Source organism: Pseudoalteromonas sp. AOP7-A1-14 (genome assembly GCF_052376275.1).
Lineage (GTDB): Bacteria > Pseudomonadota > Gammaproteobacteria > Enterobacterales > Alteromonadaceae > Pseudoalteromonas.
On sequence record NZ_JBQSVO010000066.1, the window covers coordinates 1 to 20,880 of the forward strand.

The following is a 20,880-nucleotide window of genomic DNA, read 5'->3' on the forward strand; positions in this document are numbered from 1 at the left end:
GTTTGGGTATAATGCTTTAAAAATACTTTCTTTTGCAGAAAAAATCACGGTTAATGGGTGTGTTATTTGTGTGGCTAATCGTTGAAACTGAACAAGTTCATCAGGGCGCAAAATTTGTTGTTGTAGTTCTTGCTCTTGCTGGGCACTCATTAGCTGCTCTATATCGATACCGATCCCCGCAATACCGCTACTGTCAGATGCCATTGCCATTGCTGTATTTTGGCTATGGGTAATGCTGCCCACTATTTTATTAGGCCAGATAGGAGCACGATCTGCTGCGCTTATTAGTTCAAAATTATAGATATTAAGGGCCGCCAGTACGCGTTTAGCGCACACTCTGCCAGCTAAATATTCGGCTTTACGTTTAGCAACGGCTGTTTCTAATTGTTTAGGAAAGGGGATTTGATAGCGATTATAGTCATCACCTAAAAAGTTCTCAGTCTCAAATTTACAGCAATATGATTTATGAGTAAGCAAAGGTGTTAGCTGTGTGCATTGGTGAATAGTCATAAAATAATTAGTGATGTTCGGCTTATTAAAGTATTGATAGTACTATAATTGTGCAATGGGGAATATAATTTTTAATTAACAGACTGGCCAGCATACTCTGGCTAAATTTAATCACTTACTTTACACAATGATTGCTATAGCTGCTTCAAGCCCGGCCTAAGTAGATGCTTTTTATGTAAAAGCAATTGAACTTGGCGCTACAGACGAAGGGGCGACTAGTCCACGTGGAATACCGGGATTTTATGCCGGTTATTTCCGCGATTTAGACGGTAATAAACTCAATGTGTTTTGCTTTACTCGTTAGGAATATTCAACTTGCTGCGAGTGTGAAAAATGAATACTTTTGTAATTTCGCCGATAGTGTATGCTAGATCAAAGAATAATCAAAAATATCATGACTTAGGTTACTTAACTTGAGTGGGCTTGTGCTAAGTAGGTGAGCTAAAGTAGTAAGAGTGCAGTAAATGACAAATGTAGAAAGTGAAATAGCTCAAAGCCTTACAAAATCTAAAGTATTGATTGTTGATGATCAGCAGTTAAATATTTCACTTTTAGAGAAAGTACTTTCCTCTCATTACAACACCACGGCTGTTACTAGTGGTGAACAAGCAATTAAGCATTGCGAAATCGATATCCCAGATTTAATTTTACTTGATATCGCAATGGAGGGAATTAATGGTATTGAAACGTGTAAACGGCTTAAAACCAATCCTGATTTAAAAGACGTTCCGGTTATTTTTATAACTTCGTTCGAACAACATGAAGACGTATGTTGGCAAGTTGGTGGTGTTGATTTTATTAATAAGCCTATTAATGCTAAAACTGTTTTTAATCGTGTTAAAGTCCACCTTACGCTTAAGTTACAACGTGATAAACTACTTGAAATGGTGTTTTTAGATAGTTTAACGCAGGTCTATAACCGCCGATATTTTGATTCTCACCTTATACAAACACAATTGAGTGCTATACGTGAGGTGAGTGATTATGCCCTTATATTTATCGACATTGATTATTTTAAACAATTTAATGATATTTATGGTCATGTAGTCGGCGATAAAGCCCTTCAAAGCGTAGCCAATTGTATTCAAGATACTCTTAAAAGGCCGTGTGATTTTGTATCACGTTATGGCGGTGAAGAATTTGCGGTGATTTTACCATTCACTGATTTATCAGGTGCTGTACTGGTTGCACAAAAAATTGTACAAAGTGTTGCTGCGCTAAATATTGAACATGATCATTCAGCATTTGATGTATTAACGGTAAGTGCTGGAGTTGCTACTTTTCGCAGCCTAAGTGGGCAAGATGAAATTATAAAAAAAGCTGATGAAAAGCTCTATATCTCTAAGCAAACAGGGCGTAATAAACTCACCTTTTAGCCGTGTTAACTCTGGTTTTTCACCAGATAATCACTTTTATTGTTACATAAAACTTCGCCCTTTTGGCAAGTGGTTTAGTTTTTCACCGCTAAAGACTAAATAGGCTTCTCACATTCCGCCATCTACATTATTATTCAATAACTTCAACCCACCCAAGGAAGAACTATGTATATTAGTGAAATGGCAAAGCGCAGCGGAGCGTCAATTAAAGCTGTTAGGCATTATGAAGAGATTGGTTTGTTGACAAACATAGCGCGCCAAGGCCGATACCGAGTTTACACTAAAGCGGATGTTGAGTTTGTAACCTTGATCAAACGAGCTCAGTTATTAGGGCTTAGTTTAACTCAGCTTAAACAGTTAAAAGTTGCACGCCATGATCTTAAATGGCCTGCTGTATTGGCTCTACTAGAGGACAAACAACAGCAAGTATTGAATGATATTGCTGCACTGAAAAAGCAAAAAGAGTTGCTAGATTTTTATCACATGGATATAAAAAACTGTTTGAATAACCTTGACTCTACCCCTTAGGGGAGAGGGTATGCTACTGCTTTTAAAGGAGTAGAAGTATGAATAAACGTGTATTGGTTATCGACGCCAACCCTAAGTCTGGCAGCTTTTGCGCATCACTAGCGACAATCTATCAACAAAGTAGTGAAAGTGAAGTACAAGTTGTATCACTCAGTGCGATGCATTTTGACCCTAATTTAAGCCATGGCTATGACCAGCTACAGTCACTTGAACCCGATTTAGTCTCGTTTCAAGCTCAAGTTGAGTGGGCTGAACATATTGTGTTGTTTATTCCTATTTGGTGGGGTGGGCTACCTGCAAAATTTAAAGGCTTGATTGACCGCACGTTTTTACCCGGATTTGCCTTTGAGTATCACCCAAATAAAACCATCCCAGAGAAATTATTAACAGGCCGCACAGCGCAGCTTATATTGACCTTAGATACGCCACCTTGGTATTACCGGATATTCCAAGGTGCCCCCGCTACCAAGCAACTAAAACACACAATTTTAGGTTTTTGTGGAATTAAGTTAACAGCAACTAAGTATATTGGCCCTATTATTAGTTCCTCGCAAGAGCAACGCACTAGCTGGTTAAATAAGCTTGCTGGGAAATAGTGAACGGGTATAAAGCGCTAACTTAAATTAAATTTAATAAAAAACAAATAGGTACGCACCTTAATCGGATAGAAACTGTAACCAGAAAGTGAGAAGATAGTTACCTCAATAGTTAAGCATTATAAGTGCTAAAAATAATAAGATGAGGGAATATCAGTGCGTACTAATTTTTTAAAATCCATTATAACAACAGGTTTGATGATTAACTTGGCGGGCTGTTTTGGTGATACCGTGTTTGAAGCTGCACCTTTGAGTGAGTTTCGCCACACTAATGAACCTGTATTATCAGCTGCACTTACTGTTGATGGTTCTATGAGTATCGTTGCTGAGCAAGGCAAGGTGTGTTTATGGGATAATAAAACAAATCAGCTAAAATTTAAGTGCCTTGTTGGCGACGATGCTAAACACATTGAATTAGTTGGTTTTAGTAAAGACAAAAGCAAATATTTCATTTCTAATCGTACCTCTGTGCATATGTTTTCAGCCACCACAGGTCAACTAGTGGGTAGTTGGGCGACAGGGAAAAATATTGCTCGTGATATCGCAGTCTCTGCTGATGCAAGCACTATTCTTATTGGCTATCGCTCTGGTGAAGCGCAAGTGATAAACACTCAAACATCAGTCTCTAAATTACTAAAAATTCACCGCTTAGATATTAACTCTGTGGCTCTATCTGATGATGGAACAACAGCCTTAACTGGCTCAAGTGATAAATTTGCCTACGTTTGGACAACTAACGACGGTAAAATTACGCAGCGTTTTAAATCCACAACACGCATTAATCACGTTGCTATGAATAGCAATGCAAGCATTGGGTTTTCTATCGATTCTGTGGATGATCGGCAATTTTTAGATTTAAAAACAGCTGAAGAACGAGCTGAACTAAATATTATGGCCAATTTTATCGAGTTTAATGACTCGCTATTTATTAATGATGATAAATGGTTTTTAACAGGGTTGCCAAAAAGTACTTTGTATTTATGGCGTGTTGCCGATGGCCAGCAGCTAGCAGAGTATAAGGCGGCAAAGCTACGTTTGCGCAGCTCCGTCTTGGCGGTAGCCTATGATAAAAATAGCAAAAGTATTATGACTGAAACCAGTGATGGCGTGCTTGAAGTTTGGCCTTATGAACCGCCCAAGTAGTGTAAGTAGGCCGTGTTGAATTAACAAACACGGCTTTTAAAATTAACGCTAAGTGCTATTAGTAATCAAATTTATGTTTGGTAAATAAACTTTGTACTTGTTGCCATACTTTGCCCGGTTTCCCGTCACCGACAAGTTTACCATTTACTTTTACCACAGCGCCGACTTCTTTGGTTGCGCTCGTAATCCACACTTCATCGGCGTCAAGCAGTTCTGTTTTACTAATAACACGTTGTTGTACTTTAAAATCACTATGACTATGTAGAATATTTAAAATTAACCAACGTGTTATACCCGGTAAAATTTGGTTATCTAGTGGTGGGGTACTAATGACCCCCTCTTTAACTATAAATACATTACTTGAACTTGCTTCGGTTATTTCATCTATCCGGTTATACAAAATAGTCTCTTTATTGCCAGCGGCAGCACCTTGTTGATAATGAATGACATTGCCAAGTAGCGCGGTTGATTTGATGTGACAACGCTGCCAACGCTTATCTTGTTCTAACGAAACGGTATAAGTTGTGGCGTGTTCAATGTCGCTGACGGGTTGAGGAGGAATTTCAAATACATACGCAAACACGGTTGGTGTTATATCTGTGGGGTAAGCATGAGCGCGTTTGGTATCGGCCCCTCGGCTGACGTGTAAATAAATACCTAAATTATCACCGTGATTTTTTTCACACAGCTGTTGGCAAATTTCACGCCATTTATCAGTGCTGTAACCGAGCTTAATTTCAATTTCATTAAGGCCGTTATTCATCCGCTCGATATGCGCATTAAAGCCCAGCATTTTACCTTGATAAGCAGGTATGACTTCATAAATACCATCACCAAATAAAAACCCGCGATCCATTGGTGAAATTTTCGCGTCTGCTGCTGCTAGGTAATCACCATTTAGGTAAACCGTGCTCATGGATAATCCTCATTCTCTATAAAGCCGCCGAGTTGGCGCAGTCGTGTTATTAATTGCTGGCCGTGCATAGCGTGTAAGCCATCTTCGGTTAGCTCGTTCTTGTGGGTAACGCCATCAACGCTACCACGGTCACTTAAATATTGTAAAATTGCTAAGGTATTGATATTGGCAAGTAAGTCTTGGTGATACCAGCGGCTTAAAAAAGCGATAATGCCGTACGCTGCCCAGTTAGATACATCAGCAAGTAATAGCTCATCGCAGCACGTTAAGCTTGGCCTAATACTCAGCTCAGTCATGTATTGAGCAACATTACCCATACCTATTTCGTTACCACCATCGCCAATAGCAATGGTTGGACAAGCCGCTTGCGAGATAAAAAAGTCAAAGCAGCCACAATAGGCAGATATATCTATGCCGCGCATATTGTAGTATTTATTCCCATGGCATAACCCTGGGCGTTCAATAGATAGCACACAATCAGGATTCAACTCTGCTAATGCTTGTTTGCTAAACTCCATCGCTTCTGAAAGGTTATTTAATGGTAATTCAAAGCAATTAAAATCATTTTTAAGTGCGCTGTAAAGGGGGTTTCCACAAACTAAAATAGGCTGTTTACCCAGCGCTTTAAGTGCATTGTATAAGGCAATTGCGCCAACGGGGCCATCGGTTTCGAAGGTTTGATTTACTGCAAAGCCAGTGCCAATCAGTATCGTGTTTTTTGCATCAAATAATGACTTTGCGGCGCGCAGGTAAGTGCCTGTTTGCTGATGCGCATAGAGGTTTTGCATGCCGCGAAGATTTTGTTCGACCATCATGATTTCAATGGCTTGGCTTAACTGCACATCACTTAATTGGTGTGACATAGTGCTTTGATCTCTTCGATAAGGGCGATACCAGCGGCGTTATCGCCATGTACGCATAAACTATCAGCATGCAATGGTAATTGCTTACCAGAGCGAGTAGTCACACAACCTGTAGCGAGTAACTGTTTTACTTGTGCAATCAATGCGGGCTTATCGTGGACACTGCCAACCATGCTTCGAGAAACGAGCAAGCCTTCATCTGTGTATTGACGATCAGCAAACGCTTCTAAAATTAGTTCTATCTGGTATTGCTTCGCCAATTGTTGATGCTGCTCAGCGTTAGCAGTAGCAAGTATCATCAATTTTAATTTGCTTGGATAACTGGCTACTGCTTGCATTACAGTGGTCAGTATCGTTTCATCAACCATCATATCGTTGTATAAAGCACCATGTGGTTTTACGTATTCCAAGCTTAGACCTTGCACTCTTGCCATGCCTTCAATAGCGGCTATTTGGTAATGCAGGCAGTTGCTTAGCTCTTGTGGCGTTAACACCATCGAGCGACGGCCAAAACCTTGTTTATCAGGGTAGCTTGGATGAGCGCCAATCATTACCTTATGTTGTTTGGCAAGCGCTAAGGTGTTGGCCATTACATCACTATCACCGCCATGAAAACCACAGGCAATATTGGCCATATCAATATGTGGCATGACCTCATCATCGAGGCCCATTTGCCATGCGCCAAAGCTTTCACCTAAATCACAATTGAGCTTCATTATTATTTCCGTTTAAAAAGCCGAAATATGGGCATTTTGAATATCGGTGATCAACATATGGCCTGGGCTATGAGTGATACAAAAATCAGGTGCGGCATTCGCTATCGCTATTTGCGGGGTAACACCACAAGCCCAAAATACCGGCACTTCGCCTTCTTTAATAGTGACAGACTCACCAAAGTTAGGGCGGTAAATATCTTTAATGCCGATTGCAGCAGGATCACCAAAGTGCACGGGTGCTCCGTGTACATCAGGAAAGCGACTACAAATTTGAATTGCACGAATCGCATCCGCAGGTTTCATTGGTCGCATACTCACTACCATGTTTGCATGGAATATACCGGCAGTTTCACACGGAATATTAGTCATGTACATAGGCACATTTTTGTTCTCAGTAATATTGCGTATTTCGATCCCGGCAGCTTTGAGTGGTTCTTCAAATGAGAATGAGCAGCCAATTAAAAAAGTAACTAAATCATCGCGCCATTGCTCTTTGATATTAGTGACTTCTTCAATTAATTGGCCATTTTTAAAAATCCGATAGCGAGGTAAATCAGTACGAATATCCAAGTCATGGGCAACATTGGGTATATCTGTTGCACCAGGAATTCGGCTGCTGGCTATGATTGGGCAGGCTTTTTTATTGGCTTGGCAAAATTGCAAAAAATCAAACGCATAAGCTTGTGGCAATATCACTAAATTGGTTTGTACATACCCAGGTACAAATCCAGAAGTATGACCTGAGTAGTCACCATTACGGATCATGGTGCGTATTGCATACGGCGTAGTCAGAGATGCATTATGTTGCATAGTTGCCTCTATTATTTATGTTTAACAGTAGTGTTAATGGTTACCGGTAAGCTACCTTGCGCTTTGGCTTTGCCAAGTAACACTTTTGCAAGGGCTGTAAAGGCCGGCCCTGCTACTTTATCATCATTATCGATATCTATGTTATACGCATAAGTTGCCAAAATTGCATCACCATATTGGCCGTATTTGGCTATATCATACGGTGCACGTAGGCTAACAAACAAGATATCTTTATTGGCACGTTTGGCTTTTTTTAATAATTCTTCAAGTGCATTACCCTGATCACCACGGTTTATAGCAAATTTAGGGTCATCTGCAAGGTCATCCATACCACCAATCTCAACCGCACTTTGATTAGGTGAAGCATTACCGGCAATAATAATATCTGCTTGGTTTATTTGCTCTAAAGTGGTACTTGGCTCATAACCTTGTAAGCTTGTACAGGTAAAGTGATTTACAGCACTATTTTGGGCTTTAATAGCTTGTTGTAGGGCAACGCATTTACGTGTATCAGGCATAATAATATGCACTTTACTGCTGGCCGTTAAATTCAGCGGTAAAGTGTTATTAAGGTTTTTAACTTGTGTGATAGCAGCTAGGGCAAGCTCAGCTTCTACTTTACGATGACTGTCGTCACCTAATAAAAGCTGCGCTTTTGGAGTTGCTAATGACTCGTCAATATCAGTATGTAACTTAAACTTACTTTTAAGCGCTAAAATACGTTTTGCAGAATCTGCGACTTCATCGGCTTTTAAATTACCCGTTTTTACTTCTTTAACTAGGCGTTTAATAAGTTGGTCAAGTATTGCTAAATCTTTAGGGCTGCGAATTTCAATGGGCATTAAGGCTACATCAACTCCCGCTGCAAATGTATTTACCACCGCTTCGATAGGTTCAAAGAAATGGCTAATACCAGCCATATCCAAAGCATCGGTGATCACTACACCTTGATAATTTAACTCATCACGTAGCAGGTCGGTAATAATTTTACGCGACATAGTTGCCGGTTTGATCATGGTTTTACCTTCTTTACTGACAAAAGTAGTGTCATCTAAAGCAGGGTATTGAATATGGGCTGTCATGATCATGCCCGGGTTCTGATTCTTTATAATATTTTTAAATGGCGGTAAATCTTGTTGCCAAATAGTTTCTTTGTCATGCATTACTTTAGGTAAGCCGGTATGGCTATCTACGTTGGTATCGCCATGACCCGGAAAGTGCTTTAAAGAGGTGATTACGCCGTTATCTTCAAAACCGGCAACCTGCGCGCCGCCTAAAATACTAACTAAAGTTGGATCTTCACCATACGAACGCACATTAATAACTGGGTTATCAGGGTTCATGTTGACATCAACCGTTGGCGCATAGTTTACGTTTACGCCAATGGCTTTTAATTCGGTAGCAATAACCTTTGCTGACTCAGTAGCAAACTTAGTGCCGTGGGCTTTATAAGTTGCTCCAATTGACATGTTACCAGTAAACGAAGTGGCTATGTCACGTGGAATACGCGCAACGCGGCCGCCTTCTTGGTCAATTGAAATGAATAGCGGCAGTCCCGTACTTGATTTAGCAGCTGCGTCTTGCATAGCACTGTTTAACTTAACTATTTGCGGGATGTTATCGATGTTTTCAGCAAATAAAATCACGCCTCCAATATCATGCTTAGCAATGATATTTGCTAAGTCATCAGGCAATGAAGTGACAGGTTTTCGGCACTTTTCTTCGCTATCTTGCTCACAGTAATAACGAAAGTCGAGCATTAGCTTTTGGCCAAGTTGTTGTTCAAGAGTTAAGTTCGTTGCTGCAACGGTTGCTTTCATAGGTAAAAAACACCCTAGTCCAAAGATTAAAGATGATATGGCAAACTTATTTAACACAGTAGGCTCCAAAGCTGAACGCTTATTTTTATGTATGAATACTTTATTCCTGATGTTAATGTTATTTTAAATTAAAATACAGGGTTTTTTACTACCCTAACTGTTTTTTTTATAAACCGCAAAAACCATGAGTTAAAATATCAAGGCTTTCACCATCCTTATATATAAGGGTTATCATTATTAAGTTGAAAAAAACTACGATGCAAAGCAGTGTAAAGAATGCAAATGAGACAGTAATAATATATTCCTCATTCATAAGAGCCTGCTTGTTTATCTGAGTTTAGGTTTAGTAATCGTATTGAGCTACAGCGACAGGGCATCGTAATGAAAGAGTCAATCAAATAGTTCCAGGTGTTAAAAAAATCAGTTGCCAGTTTATGCTTTATAAAAGCCAAGTTGGTATTATCTTTCGCGCTGCGAAGCGAGTTTATTAGGGCAAGGGCGTTACCTCATTTTTTTGACGTCCGTTCGTGTGTATTAAATGCCCTGCAAGAGGAAAATAGCGCGGCCTAACTTATTATTAAAGCAGCGAGTCCGAGCTCACTGTAAGCACCTAATTTTATATTTATTTGTTCAAGTGAGCCTGCCAACTTAAATATGCTGGCAATTGGCTATTGTTATACTTTCCAAAAAATACCGCGTTTATAACACGTATACATAACTACATACGAGATGAATAAAAACAATATAGAAAAGGCAAAGGAGCCTAGATAATTACCGAACAGTGGCTGGAGAACTTTTGTAAAAAAAACTCCTTTTAAGCTACTTTCGCCAACTGGGATTATAATAACTATTCGGGCTATTACACCTGCAAACATAAAAAATAATATAGCGTTGGCACCAAATACTAAAAAGGGCGCGCTCCATAAACGTACTTTATATATATCTAAAATAGTACTACATAGCGCATAGGAAAGCATGGCAAAACCGGAGCTTAACAATACGTAGCTTGGCGTCCATAAAGCCTTATTTATAGGTGTTAAATATGAAAGTGAATACCCACTTACAATAGCTATGATACCCAGCAGCAATAATATCTTAACTTGTTTTTTGAGATTTTTTTCATGGTTTAAATAAATGGCGCAAAGTATGCCACTTAATGCACTGGCAACCGCGGGCAGAGTAGAGAGTAGCCCCTCAGGGTCAAATGGAAAAGGCTCAGCAGTGCCATAATAAACATGCCGTGCGCCAAGTATTAAGCTATCAAGCCACGCACTTAAATTATTACCGTGTAGCCACAAGCCACTTACGCTCTCGCCATTTGGGAGCGTATAAGGTAGATAAAGCATTGCAGCGCCATAAAATACTAATAAGCCAATAAAAGTGACGGCTATTTTTTTCGGAGTTAAGTATAAATAAGCAGTTAACGCAACTATATAAACAAGACCAATGCGCTGCAACACCCCCATCACCCTAATACCTAACAGCTTGTCATTAAGCCAGCTAAAGTTAGGATCGCTAAAATTATAATAAAATAGAGCTAAAAACCAACCCAGTGCAATGAGCTTAATGGTGTGTACAACGCCTGACTTAAGCATGGTTGAATTACTGAGTCCTTTTGCGCGCATAGCATTAACCGACAAAGTAATAGACATACCCACAATGAATACAAAAAATGGGAAAATTAAATCGGTTGGCGTATAACCATGCCACTTAGCATGCTTAAGTGGCCAGTAAATGTAAGACCAGCTTCCAGGATTATTAACTAAAATCATCGCAGTGATGGTAATCCCTCTGAGTATATCAAGGGCAAGTAATCGATGGCTGGGCAGTTTGGCTAAAATATCTTGGCAGTGTTGTTTTAACATGGTAGCTAATTATTATTTTATTATTACATCATTGTAATAAAATATTCCTGATTAGCAAGGGGGTTATTATGCAAAAGTTGTTTCAAATTCATTTTGTATTTAAAGCATTTGGCCGACACTTTGCAGTAGCTAAAGAATCAACCAAAGTAAATCTAGCAAGCGCGATCTGCCAAAATTATATGCGGAAGTATATTTTTTAAGTTGGTTTGCAGCTTAGCATCTACATTATATATTTCTTTCATTCGCGCCTGGGTGAGTACATGCTCAGGTGAGCCATGAGCAACAACACGGCCGTTATTCATCATATATATGCGATCAGCAAAACTTGCAGCTAATGAAAGGTCGTGGATCACAGCAACAACTCCAGCGCCTTGTAGTGCAATTGCTTTAGCCTGTGCCATTACTTCGTATTGATGGAATAAGTCTAAGCTTGAGGTAGGTTCATCGATGAGTAGATAAGCGCTTTTGTTCTTCGCTAGACTAGGTTGTAACTGACATAATACTCGGGCTAATTGGGTTCGCTGTTTTTCGCCCCCTGATAGGCGAGTAAAGCATTGCTTTGCTAAATGGCTGACCCCTAATGTTTGCATCGCATTAGTTGAAAATTGCTTTAGCTGTGATGCACTATAATCTTCTTGATGAACAAAGTGCGCCATATCAACAACTTCATCAACTGTAAATGGAAAGTCTAGTTCATAACTTTGCGTTAGTACGGCTCTGAGTGTTGCCAATTCAGTAATGCTATACTCGCACAAGCTTTTATGATCAAGCGTTATACTGCCGCTTGCAAATGGAATATCCCCACACAGAGTTTTCAGTAATGATGACTTCCCAGCGCCATTAGGGCCGATTATTACGACCACTTCTTGAGGGTGAACTACAAAGTCAACATCATCAAGTAGCACCTTTGAGCCTACTTTAGCTGTTAAGTTTTTACCTGAGAGCATTACTTATCCTCGTTTTTGGTATGTTTTTAATAACATGATTAAAAAGAATGGACCACCTATTGCACTGGTAATTAAACCAATGGGTACTTCAGCCGGAAGCATCACTGTACGGGCGAATAAGTCGGCCAAACTCAATAATAACGCACCGCCAAGCATACTAGTGGGCATTAAATAACGATGATCAGGGCCCAATATTAAACGTACAATATGCGGTACGATAAAACCGACAAAACCAATGATCCCAGTGATGGCAACAGCAGCACCGGTACATAAGGCTGTGTATATAAATACTTGTTTTTTAAGCTTAGTAACATTAATACCCAAATGTTTTGCTTGAGCTTCACCTAATAAATATAAATTCAACGGCTTGCCTAAGCGAAGTAACGCCACGCAGCTAAAAATAATTAGTGCAATTGTGGGCAGCATCATTGCAAAATGATTACCCGCCAGTGAGCCCATACTCCAAAAGGTTAAATCCCGTAGCTGTTGATCATTACTTATTAAAGTTAATACCCCAATGAGTGAACCAACAATCGCATTTACAGCAATTCCTGCCAGCAATAAGCTGATAATGGTAAACTGCCCACTATGAGCGCTGAGCCGGTAAATAAATACACATACGCCAATACAGCCTAAGAATGCGCCAACAGGCACAGCGTAAATACCTAAACTATCGCTAAAGTTAGCAAATAAACTGGTGCCTAACACTATCGTAGCCACGGCGCCTAATGCAGCACCGCTTGATACACCTATTAAACCAGGGTCAGCTAATGGATTTCTAAATATAGCCTGCATCGCGGCGCCGCATGCTGCTAATCCCGCACCGACAATCATAGCCAGTACTAATCTAGGCAAACGTATTTGCCAAATAATGGCATGCTTGAGTTCATCATTAGCTGTTTCATTTATAATCGAAATAATTTCACTGATGCTGATGGCAACACCGCCTTTACTAAGGGCGATGAAAAAAACAATCACACAAGTTATAAACAATGCGGGGATCGCCATACGACGATGCTGATTTTGTGAAATTAATGTACTACCCAGTGCTAACATGATCAGTGCTCACTTAGTTGGACGGTCACATTGTTGGCACTAGGTGCAAAACGATATTGGTAACCTTGTGGTAATTGAGCCTCTGGGTGGAAAGTATGTGCAAGCTCTACTGCTGCTTGTGGTGTACGTGGTCCCATACCTAGTAAATAGCTGCCATCAAAACTATGTACTTGGCCATTTTTAACCGCATTTGAGAATTTAAAGTGAGCTAGTTTTTCTAGCTTTATAATCGGATCATCACCATGGCGGCCCATTGTAATAATCACGTCAGGGTTTAATGCTAACGCAGCTTCGGTTGATAGCGGCTTCCAGTTATTAATCGTATCTGCGGCAATATTAATACCGCCTGCGGCATTAATAAGCTCATCTGCAGAAGTGCCGGTACCTGCGACAATGGGCTGGCTATTACGTACACTTAATACAAATAACACACGCGGCTTTGCCGTTGCTTGCTTTAGTAAATAGCTAAGTGCATCACGGTCAACGTGTAATGACTGTGCTAACGCTTCGCCTTTATGATCGACATTCAATAAGTTAGCAATTTTTTTAATCTTATTTTCAATGCCCGGTAAGTTATCGTTTTCATTAAGAATAACTAAATTAACTCCTGTTTGTTTTAATTGCTCAACCACTTTTTTTGGCCCAGTGTCGGATTCACCTAATACTAGATCTGGGTTTAACGATAGAATTCCTTCAACACTGATTCTTCTCACATAGCCAATTTGTGGTTTCTCTTTTGCCTGCGCAGGAAATACGCTCGTGCTATCAACCCCGACTATCCGTTGCTGTTCATCAAGTGCGTATATAACTTCTGTAATTGAGCCTCCAGACACCACAACTCTTTGAGGATAAGTTGATTGCTTTGCAAAAACACCTTGGCTGATTACAGCTAAGGTTATAAAAATTAAATATGAGAGTAGGGGTTTCATAACGTTTCCATTGTTGATATTGTTTAATGCAAATAGTAACAGTTTGCATTTGTATTTAAAAGTTATGAAATTTATTATTTTTCTGATTATTTCTTTAGGGTGTCATCTAGGCTGGCTATATTCTCAGCCAACAGAACTAGATACGGTGCAATTTAGTGATGCTCAACTAGCTGATAAAATTGCGATTAAAGTCATCACTTCAGAGCCTGTTAAGCCACAAAAAAAACAAGCACAAAAGCCAACTATTGTTGCTAAACAGGCGCCAAGTACACAATTTCACTCAAAGGTTAAGCGTTTAGCAAAACAACCAAGCGTAAAAGAAAACACGAAAACTGCGCAGCCGAAAAAAACAAAGCCAATTATAAAAAAAGCCAGCGTTAAACCAGACACTTCAATTGCAAAGGTAAAACCCGTTGTTGAGCCTGCTAAAAAGCAGTCAAAACCTGCACCCGCTTCAAGTGCTACTGTTATTGCTAAGCAGCACTCATTACAAAATAAAGTCCTATTTATTAATTCTTTACCTATATTTAAAGCACCAAGGCCCGCATTGAATTATCCGTTAAAAGCCAAACGTCGTGGTTATCAAGGTGTTGCCATACTGCAAATAGAATTAGCTAAAGATGGCGCAATAACGAATCTAACTATATTAAAGAGCAGTGGCTTTGCAGAGCTTGATAAAGCGGCACTTAACAATGCATCACAGTGGCAGTTTCACCCCGTAATACGAGATAACCAAACTATAAGGGCACGCTTTAATGTGCCTATCGAATTTTCCCTGCGTTCATAGCGGACTTAAGTAAGAGAAGTAATTATGCAAGATCTATTTTCTGCTGTAGGTATTATGGCTTGGCCATTATTTATGGTTTCAATTATTGCGTTAGCCATTGTACTAGAGCGCAGCTTGGCGTTTGCACAAAGTTGGCTGAAAATGCAAAAACTAAAACAACCAAATAGTGAGTTTAGCCAGCAGCTAAAACAAAAGTCTCAGGCAGAGCAACGCCAGCAATGGTGTCAATTATATTTACAAGATTGTTTAAGTTGTTGGCGTAAACGATTAAACATTTTATCTCTATTGGGCACATTAACTCCGTTGATGGGATTATTGGGCACAGTGTGGGGGTTAGTGCTGATGTTTAAAAAAATAGCACAAACACATCAAGCAGTAACACCTGCATTACTCGCTGATGGCTTATGGGAAGCGATGTATTCAACCATGGCTGGGCTTATTATTGCTATACCTTGTTTACTATTAAGTGGGGTTTTTAACGCACTTTTAGAGCGTTTTCAAACAGATTTGACCCGCATTATTAACCACCTAAATTATCAACTTTGTTTTGATGAAACTCCCCATGCTTGAGCTGCCAGAAAAACCCAATAACAGTTCCTTAATGCCTGATTTAACTGCATTGATTGACGTGCTCTTTATATTACTTGTGTTTTTATTACTCACAGCGGCGGTAAAACTAGAGATGCTTGATGTCACTTTGCCTGAGGTTGGAAGTGATAACCAAGCACCGTTAGAGCAACAAAAAGCAACCGTGTTAAGTGTTAAATATACTGAGAAACAGCTTATTTACGCTTTGGCAAAGCAGCCATTTAGCTCTCTTACAGAAGTGATAGCAGCCTTGCGGGCAAAAAAAAACCAACAAGGTGTTTACCTTGCTATTGATCAACAAGTCCCTAGTGGTGAATTGGTCAAACTGTTAGCGGCACTTTCTAAAGAAGATCATAAAATTGCAAATATATTAATCAAAAGCGAATAAAAATAATTATCATTCATGGTGTTTTGTTGTTATAGTGCTGTTGCTTTAAATTGGTACGCATTGGTGATTTAGGGGCTAAACCAATGCATATTTTTATAATTAAAAACTTAAATGGAGCGACACATGCGCCTTTCAAAACTGGCTTTATGCATTGCCAGTGTTTCCTTGCCTGTAATGGCACAAACAAACACATCAGAACATCAACAATTAACTACAACCCTTGATGCTGTTACGGTTACTGCAACCCGAACTGAAAAAACAGTACTTAACTCTTCACAAGCCGTGAATGTGATCACCGCCGATAGTATTGAAGAATCACTTGCGACGACGGTGTTCGATAGTCTGATTGCTGTGCCTAATGTTACTGCCACGGGTGGCCCTCGTGCTGGAGGACAAAAATTCAGTGTACGTGGCTTTAATGATGCCGAAGACGTTCTAGTGAGCGTTGATGGAGCAATCCAAACCTTTGAAAAATACCGGATGGGTAGCTTTTTTAGCGATGCAGATCTATATCGTACAATCAGTATTAAACGTGGCCCTAGCACCGTATTACATGGTGGTGGTGCGCTGGGTGGTGTGGTCGAGATGGAGCTCAAAGATGCCAGCGATTTTTTAGCGCCAGAGGAAACTGTCGGGGCTAAGGTTAAGTTAGGTCATCATGGTAATAATAACGAAAATAACGGCAGCGTTTATGCGTATGCGCGTCCTACTGATTCACTTGATATCTTAGCCGCTTATATAAAACGAGAAAGTGATGATTTTGAGTTATCCAATGGTGAAGCACTCGACAACTCTGCAATCGAAGCTGAGTCTTTATTGCTCAAAGGTGAGTATTACTTAACGGATGACTCATTAATTGGCCTTTCTTACACACAAAGTGAAGATGCTCAACGAACTGAATTTAATACCACAGATCCTGGCGCATGGGGCACCGTTTATCGCATCGTGGATCAATCTATTACTAACCTTAGTTACGAGCTAAACCCACTCAATAATCAATATATTGATCTATCAATACGCTTTGGTAATACCCAAAGCCACGTTACAGAAAGTGATGGTACAGGCATGTTGAAAGACTACATAGGCCTTGAATCGCACTACGAATATAACATCAATACACTAGATATAATGAATACTAGTGTAATCAACTCGCATGCATTTACATATGGCATACAGTATTCGGATAAAGAACGGGTTGGTGAAAAACAGAGCTACCCTTGTTTGAATGTAAATACACAAACATACGAATGTTTGGAATATGGGAGTGAGGCTGTAAGTAGTGAAATGTCTTCTCAACCAGGAGGAACTCAAAAGCGTTTAGGTGTTTACATTCAAGATGAATTCACTTGGCAGGCACTAACCTTAACAGCCGGGCTGCGCTATGAAGAGTATCGCAGTACACCAACAGATCAATTTGCAGCAAAATTTTCTGCTTTAGACACTAAAGTTGAACAATCTCAGGTAGTGCCTGCAATAACGGCTAATTATCAAGTTACTAACCAATTTGCAGTTTTTGCAAGTTATCAAGAAGGTTTTAGAGCCCCATTACTTGATGAATTATATGATCAGTATAATGGACGAAACCCTAATTTGGATCTGGATGTAGAAAACAGTCGAAATAAAGAAATAGGCATGAGCTATCAAACGCGTAATGTGTTTACTGAAGTCGACTCACTAACCGGTCGAATTATTTATTTTGAGACTCAAGTTGATGACGAAATACAATCAAATACTAGCTCTGTAACGACCCCCGCACCTCGATATAACAATAGTGGCGAAAACGACCGTGATGGCTTTGAGCTTGAGGTTAATTATGCTAACAAAATAGGTTATGTAAACTTAGCCTACAGTGAAATATCAGGTGAAGATAAAGATAACGAGCCTTTATGGTACTTACCTGCCGATAAATTAGCTGTGACTGCTGGTTTGCTATTTTTTGATGAAACAGTTCGAACAGGTATCAGTATTCAAGATGTTGCTGAGCGCGCCGTGCTTGCTTACGACCCCTCGACGCGAACATATCAAGAAACCGCGCAAGACAACTACACATTAGTGGGAATAAATGCAAGCTGGGATATTAACAATAACTGGAACCTTCGTTTAGCTGTGGATAATTTACTTGATAAGGAATATCAAGTGATAGCAGGCACAGGTGGAGCGATAGGAGATTATGGTATTGGTCGTAATATTAAAACCCAAATTAGCTTTAAATTTTAGATGATAACAATACTCAGCTTACTTTGTTGGGCTGAGTTATATAATACCCATTAAGGTGAAAAATATGAGTGTTTTACAACGTTTCAGTCAGCTATGTGAGCAGCAACCTAACATAAGAGTCGCAGACGCTGCGCAGCAATTAAATATTACAGAAGCGCAACTTATTGCAGCTCAAACTGGTGCTGGTGTAACTAAGCTTGATAACACAAATATTGAAGCGATATTAAAAGCGTTTAAAAAGTTAAATCATGTTATGGCATTAACACGTAACGGGCAGGTGGTGAGTGAAATTTCAGGTTGTTATGAAAAAATTTACTGCTCAGAACGTAATAATACAAAAACAGCTATCGCAATAAATCCTGGGGGCATTGATCTACGCTTGTTTATATCAAAATGGCACAGTGTGTTTGCGGTACACAACAAAGAGAAGCAAGGTAGTATTCAATTTTTTGACAAATACGGAGTGGCTGTACATAAAGTATTTACCACCGTACAAACAGATTTCGCTGCATTTGAGCAACTACTCTCAAAATTTAAAGCACAACAACAAGACACTCAGCTTAATGTAACGGCACCTGCAGTTGTTGTTGATGAATATAAGCCACTGGCCGAAATTGATATTCAAGGATTTCGCCAAGGGTGGGAGAGCTTGCAAGATGTTCACCAATTTCCTGCACTATTAACTAAGTTTGCAGTAAGCCGCACACAAGGGCTGGAAATAGCCGGTGAGCAATGGGCGCAAGAAGTATCACCAGATTGCTTAACTGAGGTTTTTGAAACTGTTCGAGAGCAGCAAAGTGAGTTAATGATTTTTGTGAATAATCATGCAGCAGTACAAATATACTCAGGAACATTAACTAATTTAAAACAGGTTGGTCCGTGGTATAACGTACTAGACGACGAATTTAATTTACATGTGAAAAATCAGCTGTTCTCCCGCGCGTTTGTAGTTAAAAAGCCAACTGATAATGGTGCAACTACCGTTCATTCCATAGAGTTTTTTGATACGCAAGGTAGTACAGTTATGACCTTATTTGGCCGTAGAACCGAAGGCAAAGTACAAGCTAATGACTGGATTGAATTATGCAACAATATACGAGAGAAAGCTGTTGCGGCATAATGTGCAAGTGAAATAGATAGTGCTGGAATAATTTATTGGCAATATATTTTTAATGTGTAATATTAAAGAACAATTGAATTACCAATAAAGCTAGCACTATGTTTTTAAAATTATATTTAAAGTCAATTTCATTATTTACAGCAGCGTGCATTGTCAGCCCTGCTGTCAATGCTAATGAACCTGTTACAGCGACTAAGCGTATTGAATTTGTCGATATAACTTCGCTAATTCCTAATGCTGTATTAGATATTCGTTATTTTGGTAATCATAATTTTGTTGGAAAACCTGTTGACGGTTATGCCGCGCCTAAGTGCTTATTACATGAAAGTGCCGCAAAAGGGTTAGTAAAAGTGCAGCAGCAAGCGCAAAAGCAAGGGCTGGGTATAAAGGTATTTGATTGTTATCGCCCACAGCGCGCCGTTGATCATTTTGTGCGTTGGGTAAATGATGAAAGCGACACGAAAACCAAAAGCGAATTTTATCCTAACTTAGGAAAAGATAAGCTTTTGGGGGGTTATATTGCCGCCAAATCGGGTCATAGCCGCGGCTCAACCATCGATTTAACTTTGGTTGATGTAAAAGGGCAAGAACTGGATATGGGCTCACCTTTTGATATGTTTGACACTATTTCAAATACCGACGACCCCCGTACAACAGCAGCGCAAAAGGCTAATCGTTATAAATTAAAAGACTTAATGACTGATGCTGGCTTTTCGCCTTACTCTTTGGAGTGGTGGCATTTTACCTATAAACCACAAGCTTACCCAGATACGTATTTTGATTTTGAAGTGAAGTAAATGTGATAGCACTTTGTAGTTTATATAAAATAAACCATAAAGTGTTTGACAAATATTCTGAAGTCTATATAGTGGGTCGCAGCTAGAAAGAAAGTATGTAAGCTATAAATCTTTATTTCGTTGTTGTATAAGTATTACTTGTAGTACCGTCCTGAAGTTTTAAGTACCATCTCATTTTTTGCTACACCCGCCCATTAGGGCACATTTTAATTTTTTATATCAGGAATAATACTATGTCTAACATCGTATCAGGTACAGTTAAGTGGTTTAACGAGTCTAAAGGTTTTGGTTTCATCGAGCAAGAAAACGGCCCAGACGTTTTCGCACATTTCTCAGCAATCAAAAGCGAAGGTTTCAAAACTTTAGCTGAAGGCCAACGTGTAGAGTTCACTCTTTCACAAGGTCAAAAAGGTCCACAAGCGGATAACATCACTCCGTTATAATTTTTACTTTTAAAGTAAAAATAAGAAAAAGCGCCTAGGGCGCTTTTTTTGTGCCTAAAATTAACGAAAGATGCCCCCTTTCTACACAACTTTAACACTAGTGAGTTGTTATTCGCCCGCCTTCCTTCCTTTGGTTTTATTAAATTTAGCTTTATTACCATTAAGCAGCTTTGCAACGGCAAAACTTACTGTTTATACAGAGTCATCTTTGGACTGGCTGTTCGTTTTTAGGTTTTATTGCCTAGCTGGTAATGAGCACAAAGCTGTCAACACGTTATAAAAAGCAACAAAATATAGCTTTGCTATTGCATGATCAGCACTTATCAACAGTTGATAATAAAGTTCACGTCACAAAAATAAAGACAATTTAAAAAGTATAAAATACGCTGCTTTGGCATGTTTTTACGATTTAAAATGCTATTTTTTATCTTGTTGTATGCTGTTTTAGACGGCTGTTTTAGACAC

The 20,880-nt window shown here is 39.5% G+C and carries 21 protein-coding genes; 11 read left to right on the forward strand and 10 right to left on the reverse strand.

The genetic code is table 11. The features are described 5' to 3' along the window. The coding region (locus tag ACT3RM_RS11080; protein ID WP_444511374.1) for a 4'-phosphopantetheinyl transferase family protein at positions 1-510 on the reverse strand (510 nt) is incomplete at its 3' end. Between the two features lie 464 nt (positions 511-974). On the opposite strand from ACT3RM_RS11080, the gene ACT3RM_RS11085 reads away from it, so the two are divergent. From ACT3RM_RS11085 to ACT3RM_RS11100, 4 genes are all read left to right on the forward strand, one after another. Next, entirely contained in the window at positions 975-1,886 is a 912-nt protein-coding gene (locus ACT3RM_RS11085; RefSeq protein WP_192540209.1) for a GGDEF domain-containing response regulator, read from the forward strand. 165 nt (positions 1,887-2,051) lie between these two features. Further along, on the forward strand, positions 2,052-2,414 hold the full coding sequence (locus tag ACT3RM_RS11090) for a MerR family transcriptional regulator (protein WP_192540210.1): 363 nt from the start codon (positions 2,052-2,054) through the stop codon (positions 2,412-2,414). Positions 2,415-2,452: 38 nt separating this feature from the next. Further along, complete coding sequence (locus ACT3RM_RS11095; RefSeq protein WP_192540211.1) at positions 2,453-3,010, forward strand: NAD(P)H-dependent oxidoreductase; 558 nt, start codon at positions 2,453-2,455, stop codon at positions 3,008-3,010. Positions 3,011-3,166: 156 nt separating this feature from the next. Next, positions 3,167-4,153 carry a WD40 repeat domain-containing protein gene (locus ACT3RM_RS11100; RefSeq protein WP_192540212.1) on the forward strand — a complete coding sequence of 329 codons (987 nt, stop codon included), beginning with the start codon at positions 3,167-3,169 and terminating at the stop codon, positions 4,151-4,153. Positions 4,154-4,211: 58 nt separating this feature from the next. Here ACT3RM_RS11100 and ACT3RM_RS11105 read toward each other — a convergent pair whose 3' ends face one another. The 9 genes from ACT3RM_RS11105 to ACT3RM_RS11145 all read right to left on the reverse strand — a co-directional run bounded on the left by ACT3RM_RS11105 (position 4,212) and on the right by ACT3RM_RS11145 (position 14,075). Continuing rightward, complete coding sequence (locus ACT3RM_RS11105) at positions 4,212-5,069, reverse strand: aminotransferase class IV (RefSeq protein ID WP_192540213.1); 858 nt, start codon at positions 5,067-5,069, stop codon at positions 4,212-4,214. Beyond that, entirely contained in the window at positions 5,066-5,932 is an 867-nt protein-coding gene (locus tag ACT3RM_RS11110) for a glutamate cyclase domain-containing protein (RefSeq protein ID WP_441835369.1), read from the reverse strand. Before ACT3RM_RS11110 ends, ACT3RM_RS11105 begins: the two co-directional genes overlap by 4 nt. After that, positions 5,917-6,648 carry a 5-oxoprolinase subunit PxpA gene (locus ACT3RM_RS11115; protein WP_192540188.1) on the reverse strand — a complete coding sequence of 244 codons (732 nt, stop codon included), beginning with the start codon at positions 6,646-6,648 and terminating at the stop codon, positions 5,917-5,919. The genes ACT3RM_RS11110 and ACT3RM_RS11115 overlap by 16 nt, the downstream gene beginning before the upstream one ends. A 12-nt stretch (positions 6,649-6,660) precedes the next feature. Continuing rightward, the gene (locus ACT3RM_RS11120; protein ID WP_441835368.1) at positions 6,661-7,458 is read right to left on the reverse strand and encodes a putative hydro-lyase; all 798 of its coding nucleotides are present in this window, start codon (positions 7,456-7,458) and stop codon (positions 6,661-6,663) included. Between the two features lie 11 nt (positions 7,459-7,469). Then, positions 7,470-9,278, reverse strand: coding sequence for a glycoside hydrolase family 3 protein (locus ACT3RM_RS11125; protein WP_441835367.1), 1,809 nt, complete (start codon positions 9,276-9,278; stop codon positions 7,470-7,472). 674 nt (positions 9,279-9,952) lie between these two features. Then, positions 9,953-11,143, reverse strand: coding sequence for an acyltransferase family protein (locus ACT3RM_RS11130; RefSeq protein ID WP_441994947.1), 1,191 nt, complete (start codon positions 11,141-11,143; stop codon positions 9,953-9,955). A gap of 152 nt (positions 11,144-11,295) precedes the next feature. Next, the gene (locus ACT3RM_RS11135; RefSeq protein WP_441835365.1) at positions 11,296-12,090 is read right to left on the reverse strand and encodes a heme ABC transporter ATP-binding protein; all 795 of its coding nucleotides are present in this window, start codon (positions 12,088-12,090) and stop codon (positions 11,296-11,298) included. Positions 12,091-12,093: 3 nt separating this feature from the next. Continuing rightward, the gene (locus ACT3RM_RS11140) at positions 12,094-13,146 is read right to left on the reverse strand and encodes a FecCD family ABC transporter permease (protein ID WP_441835364.1); all 1,053 of its coding nucleotides are present in this window, start codon (positions 13,144-13,146) and stop codon (positions 12,094-12,096) included. A gap of 2 nt (positions 13,147-13,148) precedes the next feature. Next, the gene (locus ACT3RM_RS11145; RefSeq protein ID WP_441835363.1) at positions 13,149-14,075 is read right to left on the reverse strand and encodes a heme/hemin ABC transporter substrate-binding protein; all 927 of its coding nucleotides are present in this window, start codon (positions 14,073-14,075) and stop codon (positions 13,149-13,151) included. 64 nt (positions 14,076-14,139) lie between these two features. Between ACT3RM_RS11145 and ACT3RM_RS11150 the strand changes: the two genes are divergently transcribed. From ACT3RM_RS11150 to ACT3RM_RS11180, 7 genes are all read left to right on the forward strand, one after another. Further along, on the forward strand, positions 14,140-14,862 hold the full coding sequence (locus tag ACT3RM_RS11150; RefSeq protein WP_441835362.1) for an energy transducer TonB: 723 nt from the start codon (positions 14,140-14,142) through the stop codon (positions 14,860-14,862). Between the two features lie 24 nt (positions 14,863-14,886). Beyond that, complete coding sequence (locus tag ACT3RM_RS11155; RefSeq protein WP_441835361.1) at positions 14,887-15,432, forward strand: MotA/TolQ/ExbB proton channel family protein; 546 nt, start codon at positions 14,887-14,889, stop codon at positions 15,430-15,432. Next, positions 15,425-15,838, forward strand: a complete 414-nt coding sequence (locus ACT3RM_RS11160; RefSeq protein WP_441835360.1) for a biopolymer transporter ExbD — start codon at positions 15,425-15,427, stop codon at positions 15,836-15,838. The genes ACT3RM_RS11155 and ACT3RM_RS11160 overlap by 8 nt, the downstream gene beginning before the upstream one ends. A 123-nt stretch (positions 15,839-15,961) precedes the next feature. After that, complete coding sequence (locus ACT3RM_RS11165; RefSeq protein ID WP_441835359.1) at positions 15,962-18,055, forward strand: TonB-dependent receptor domain-containing protein; 2,094 nt, start codon at positions 15,962-15,964, stop codon at positions 18,053-18,055. A gap of 64 nt (positions 18,056-18,119) precedes the next feature. Further along, positions 18,120-19,175, forward strand: a complete 1,056-nt coding sequence (locus ACT3RM_RS11170) for a hemin-degrading factor (RefSeq protein ID WP_441835358.1) — start codon at positions 18,120-18,122, stop codon at positions 19,173-19,175. Between the two features lie 98 nt (positions 19,176-19,273). After that, positions 19,274-19,972, forward strand: coding sequence for a M15 family metallopeptidase (locus ACT3RM_RS11175; protein ID WP_441835357.1), 699 nt, complete (start codon positions 19,274-19,276; stop codon positions 19,970-19,972). A 233-nt stretch (positions 19,973-20,205) separates the two neighbouring features. Beyond that, a complete protein-coding gene (locus ACT3RM_RS11180; RefSeq protein WP_004587186.1) occupies positions 20,206-20,415 on the forward strand; it encodes a cold-shock protein in 210 nt (69 codons plus the stop codon). Positions 20,416-20,880: the final 465 nt, after the last annotated feature.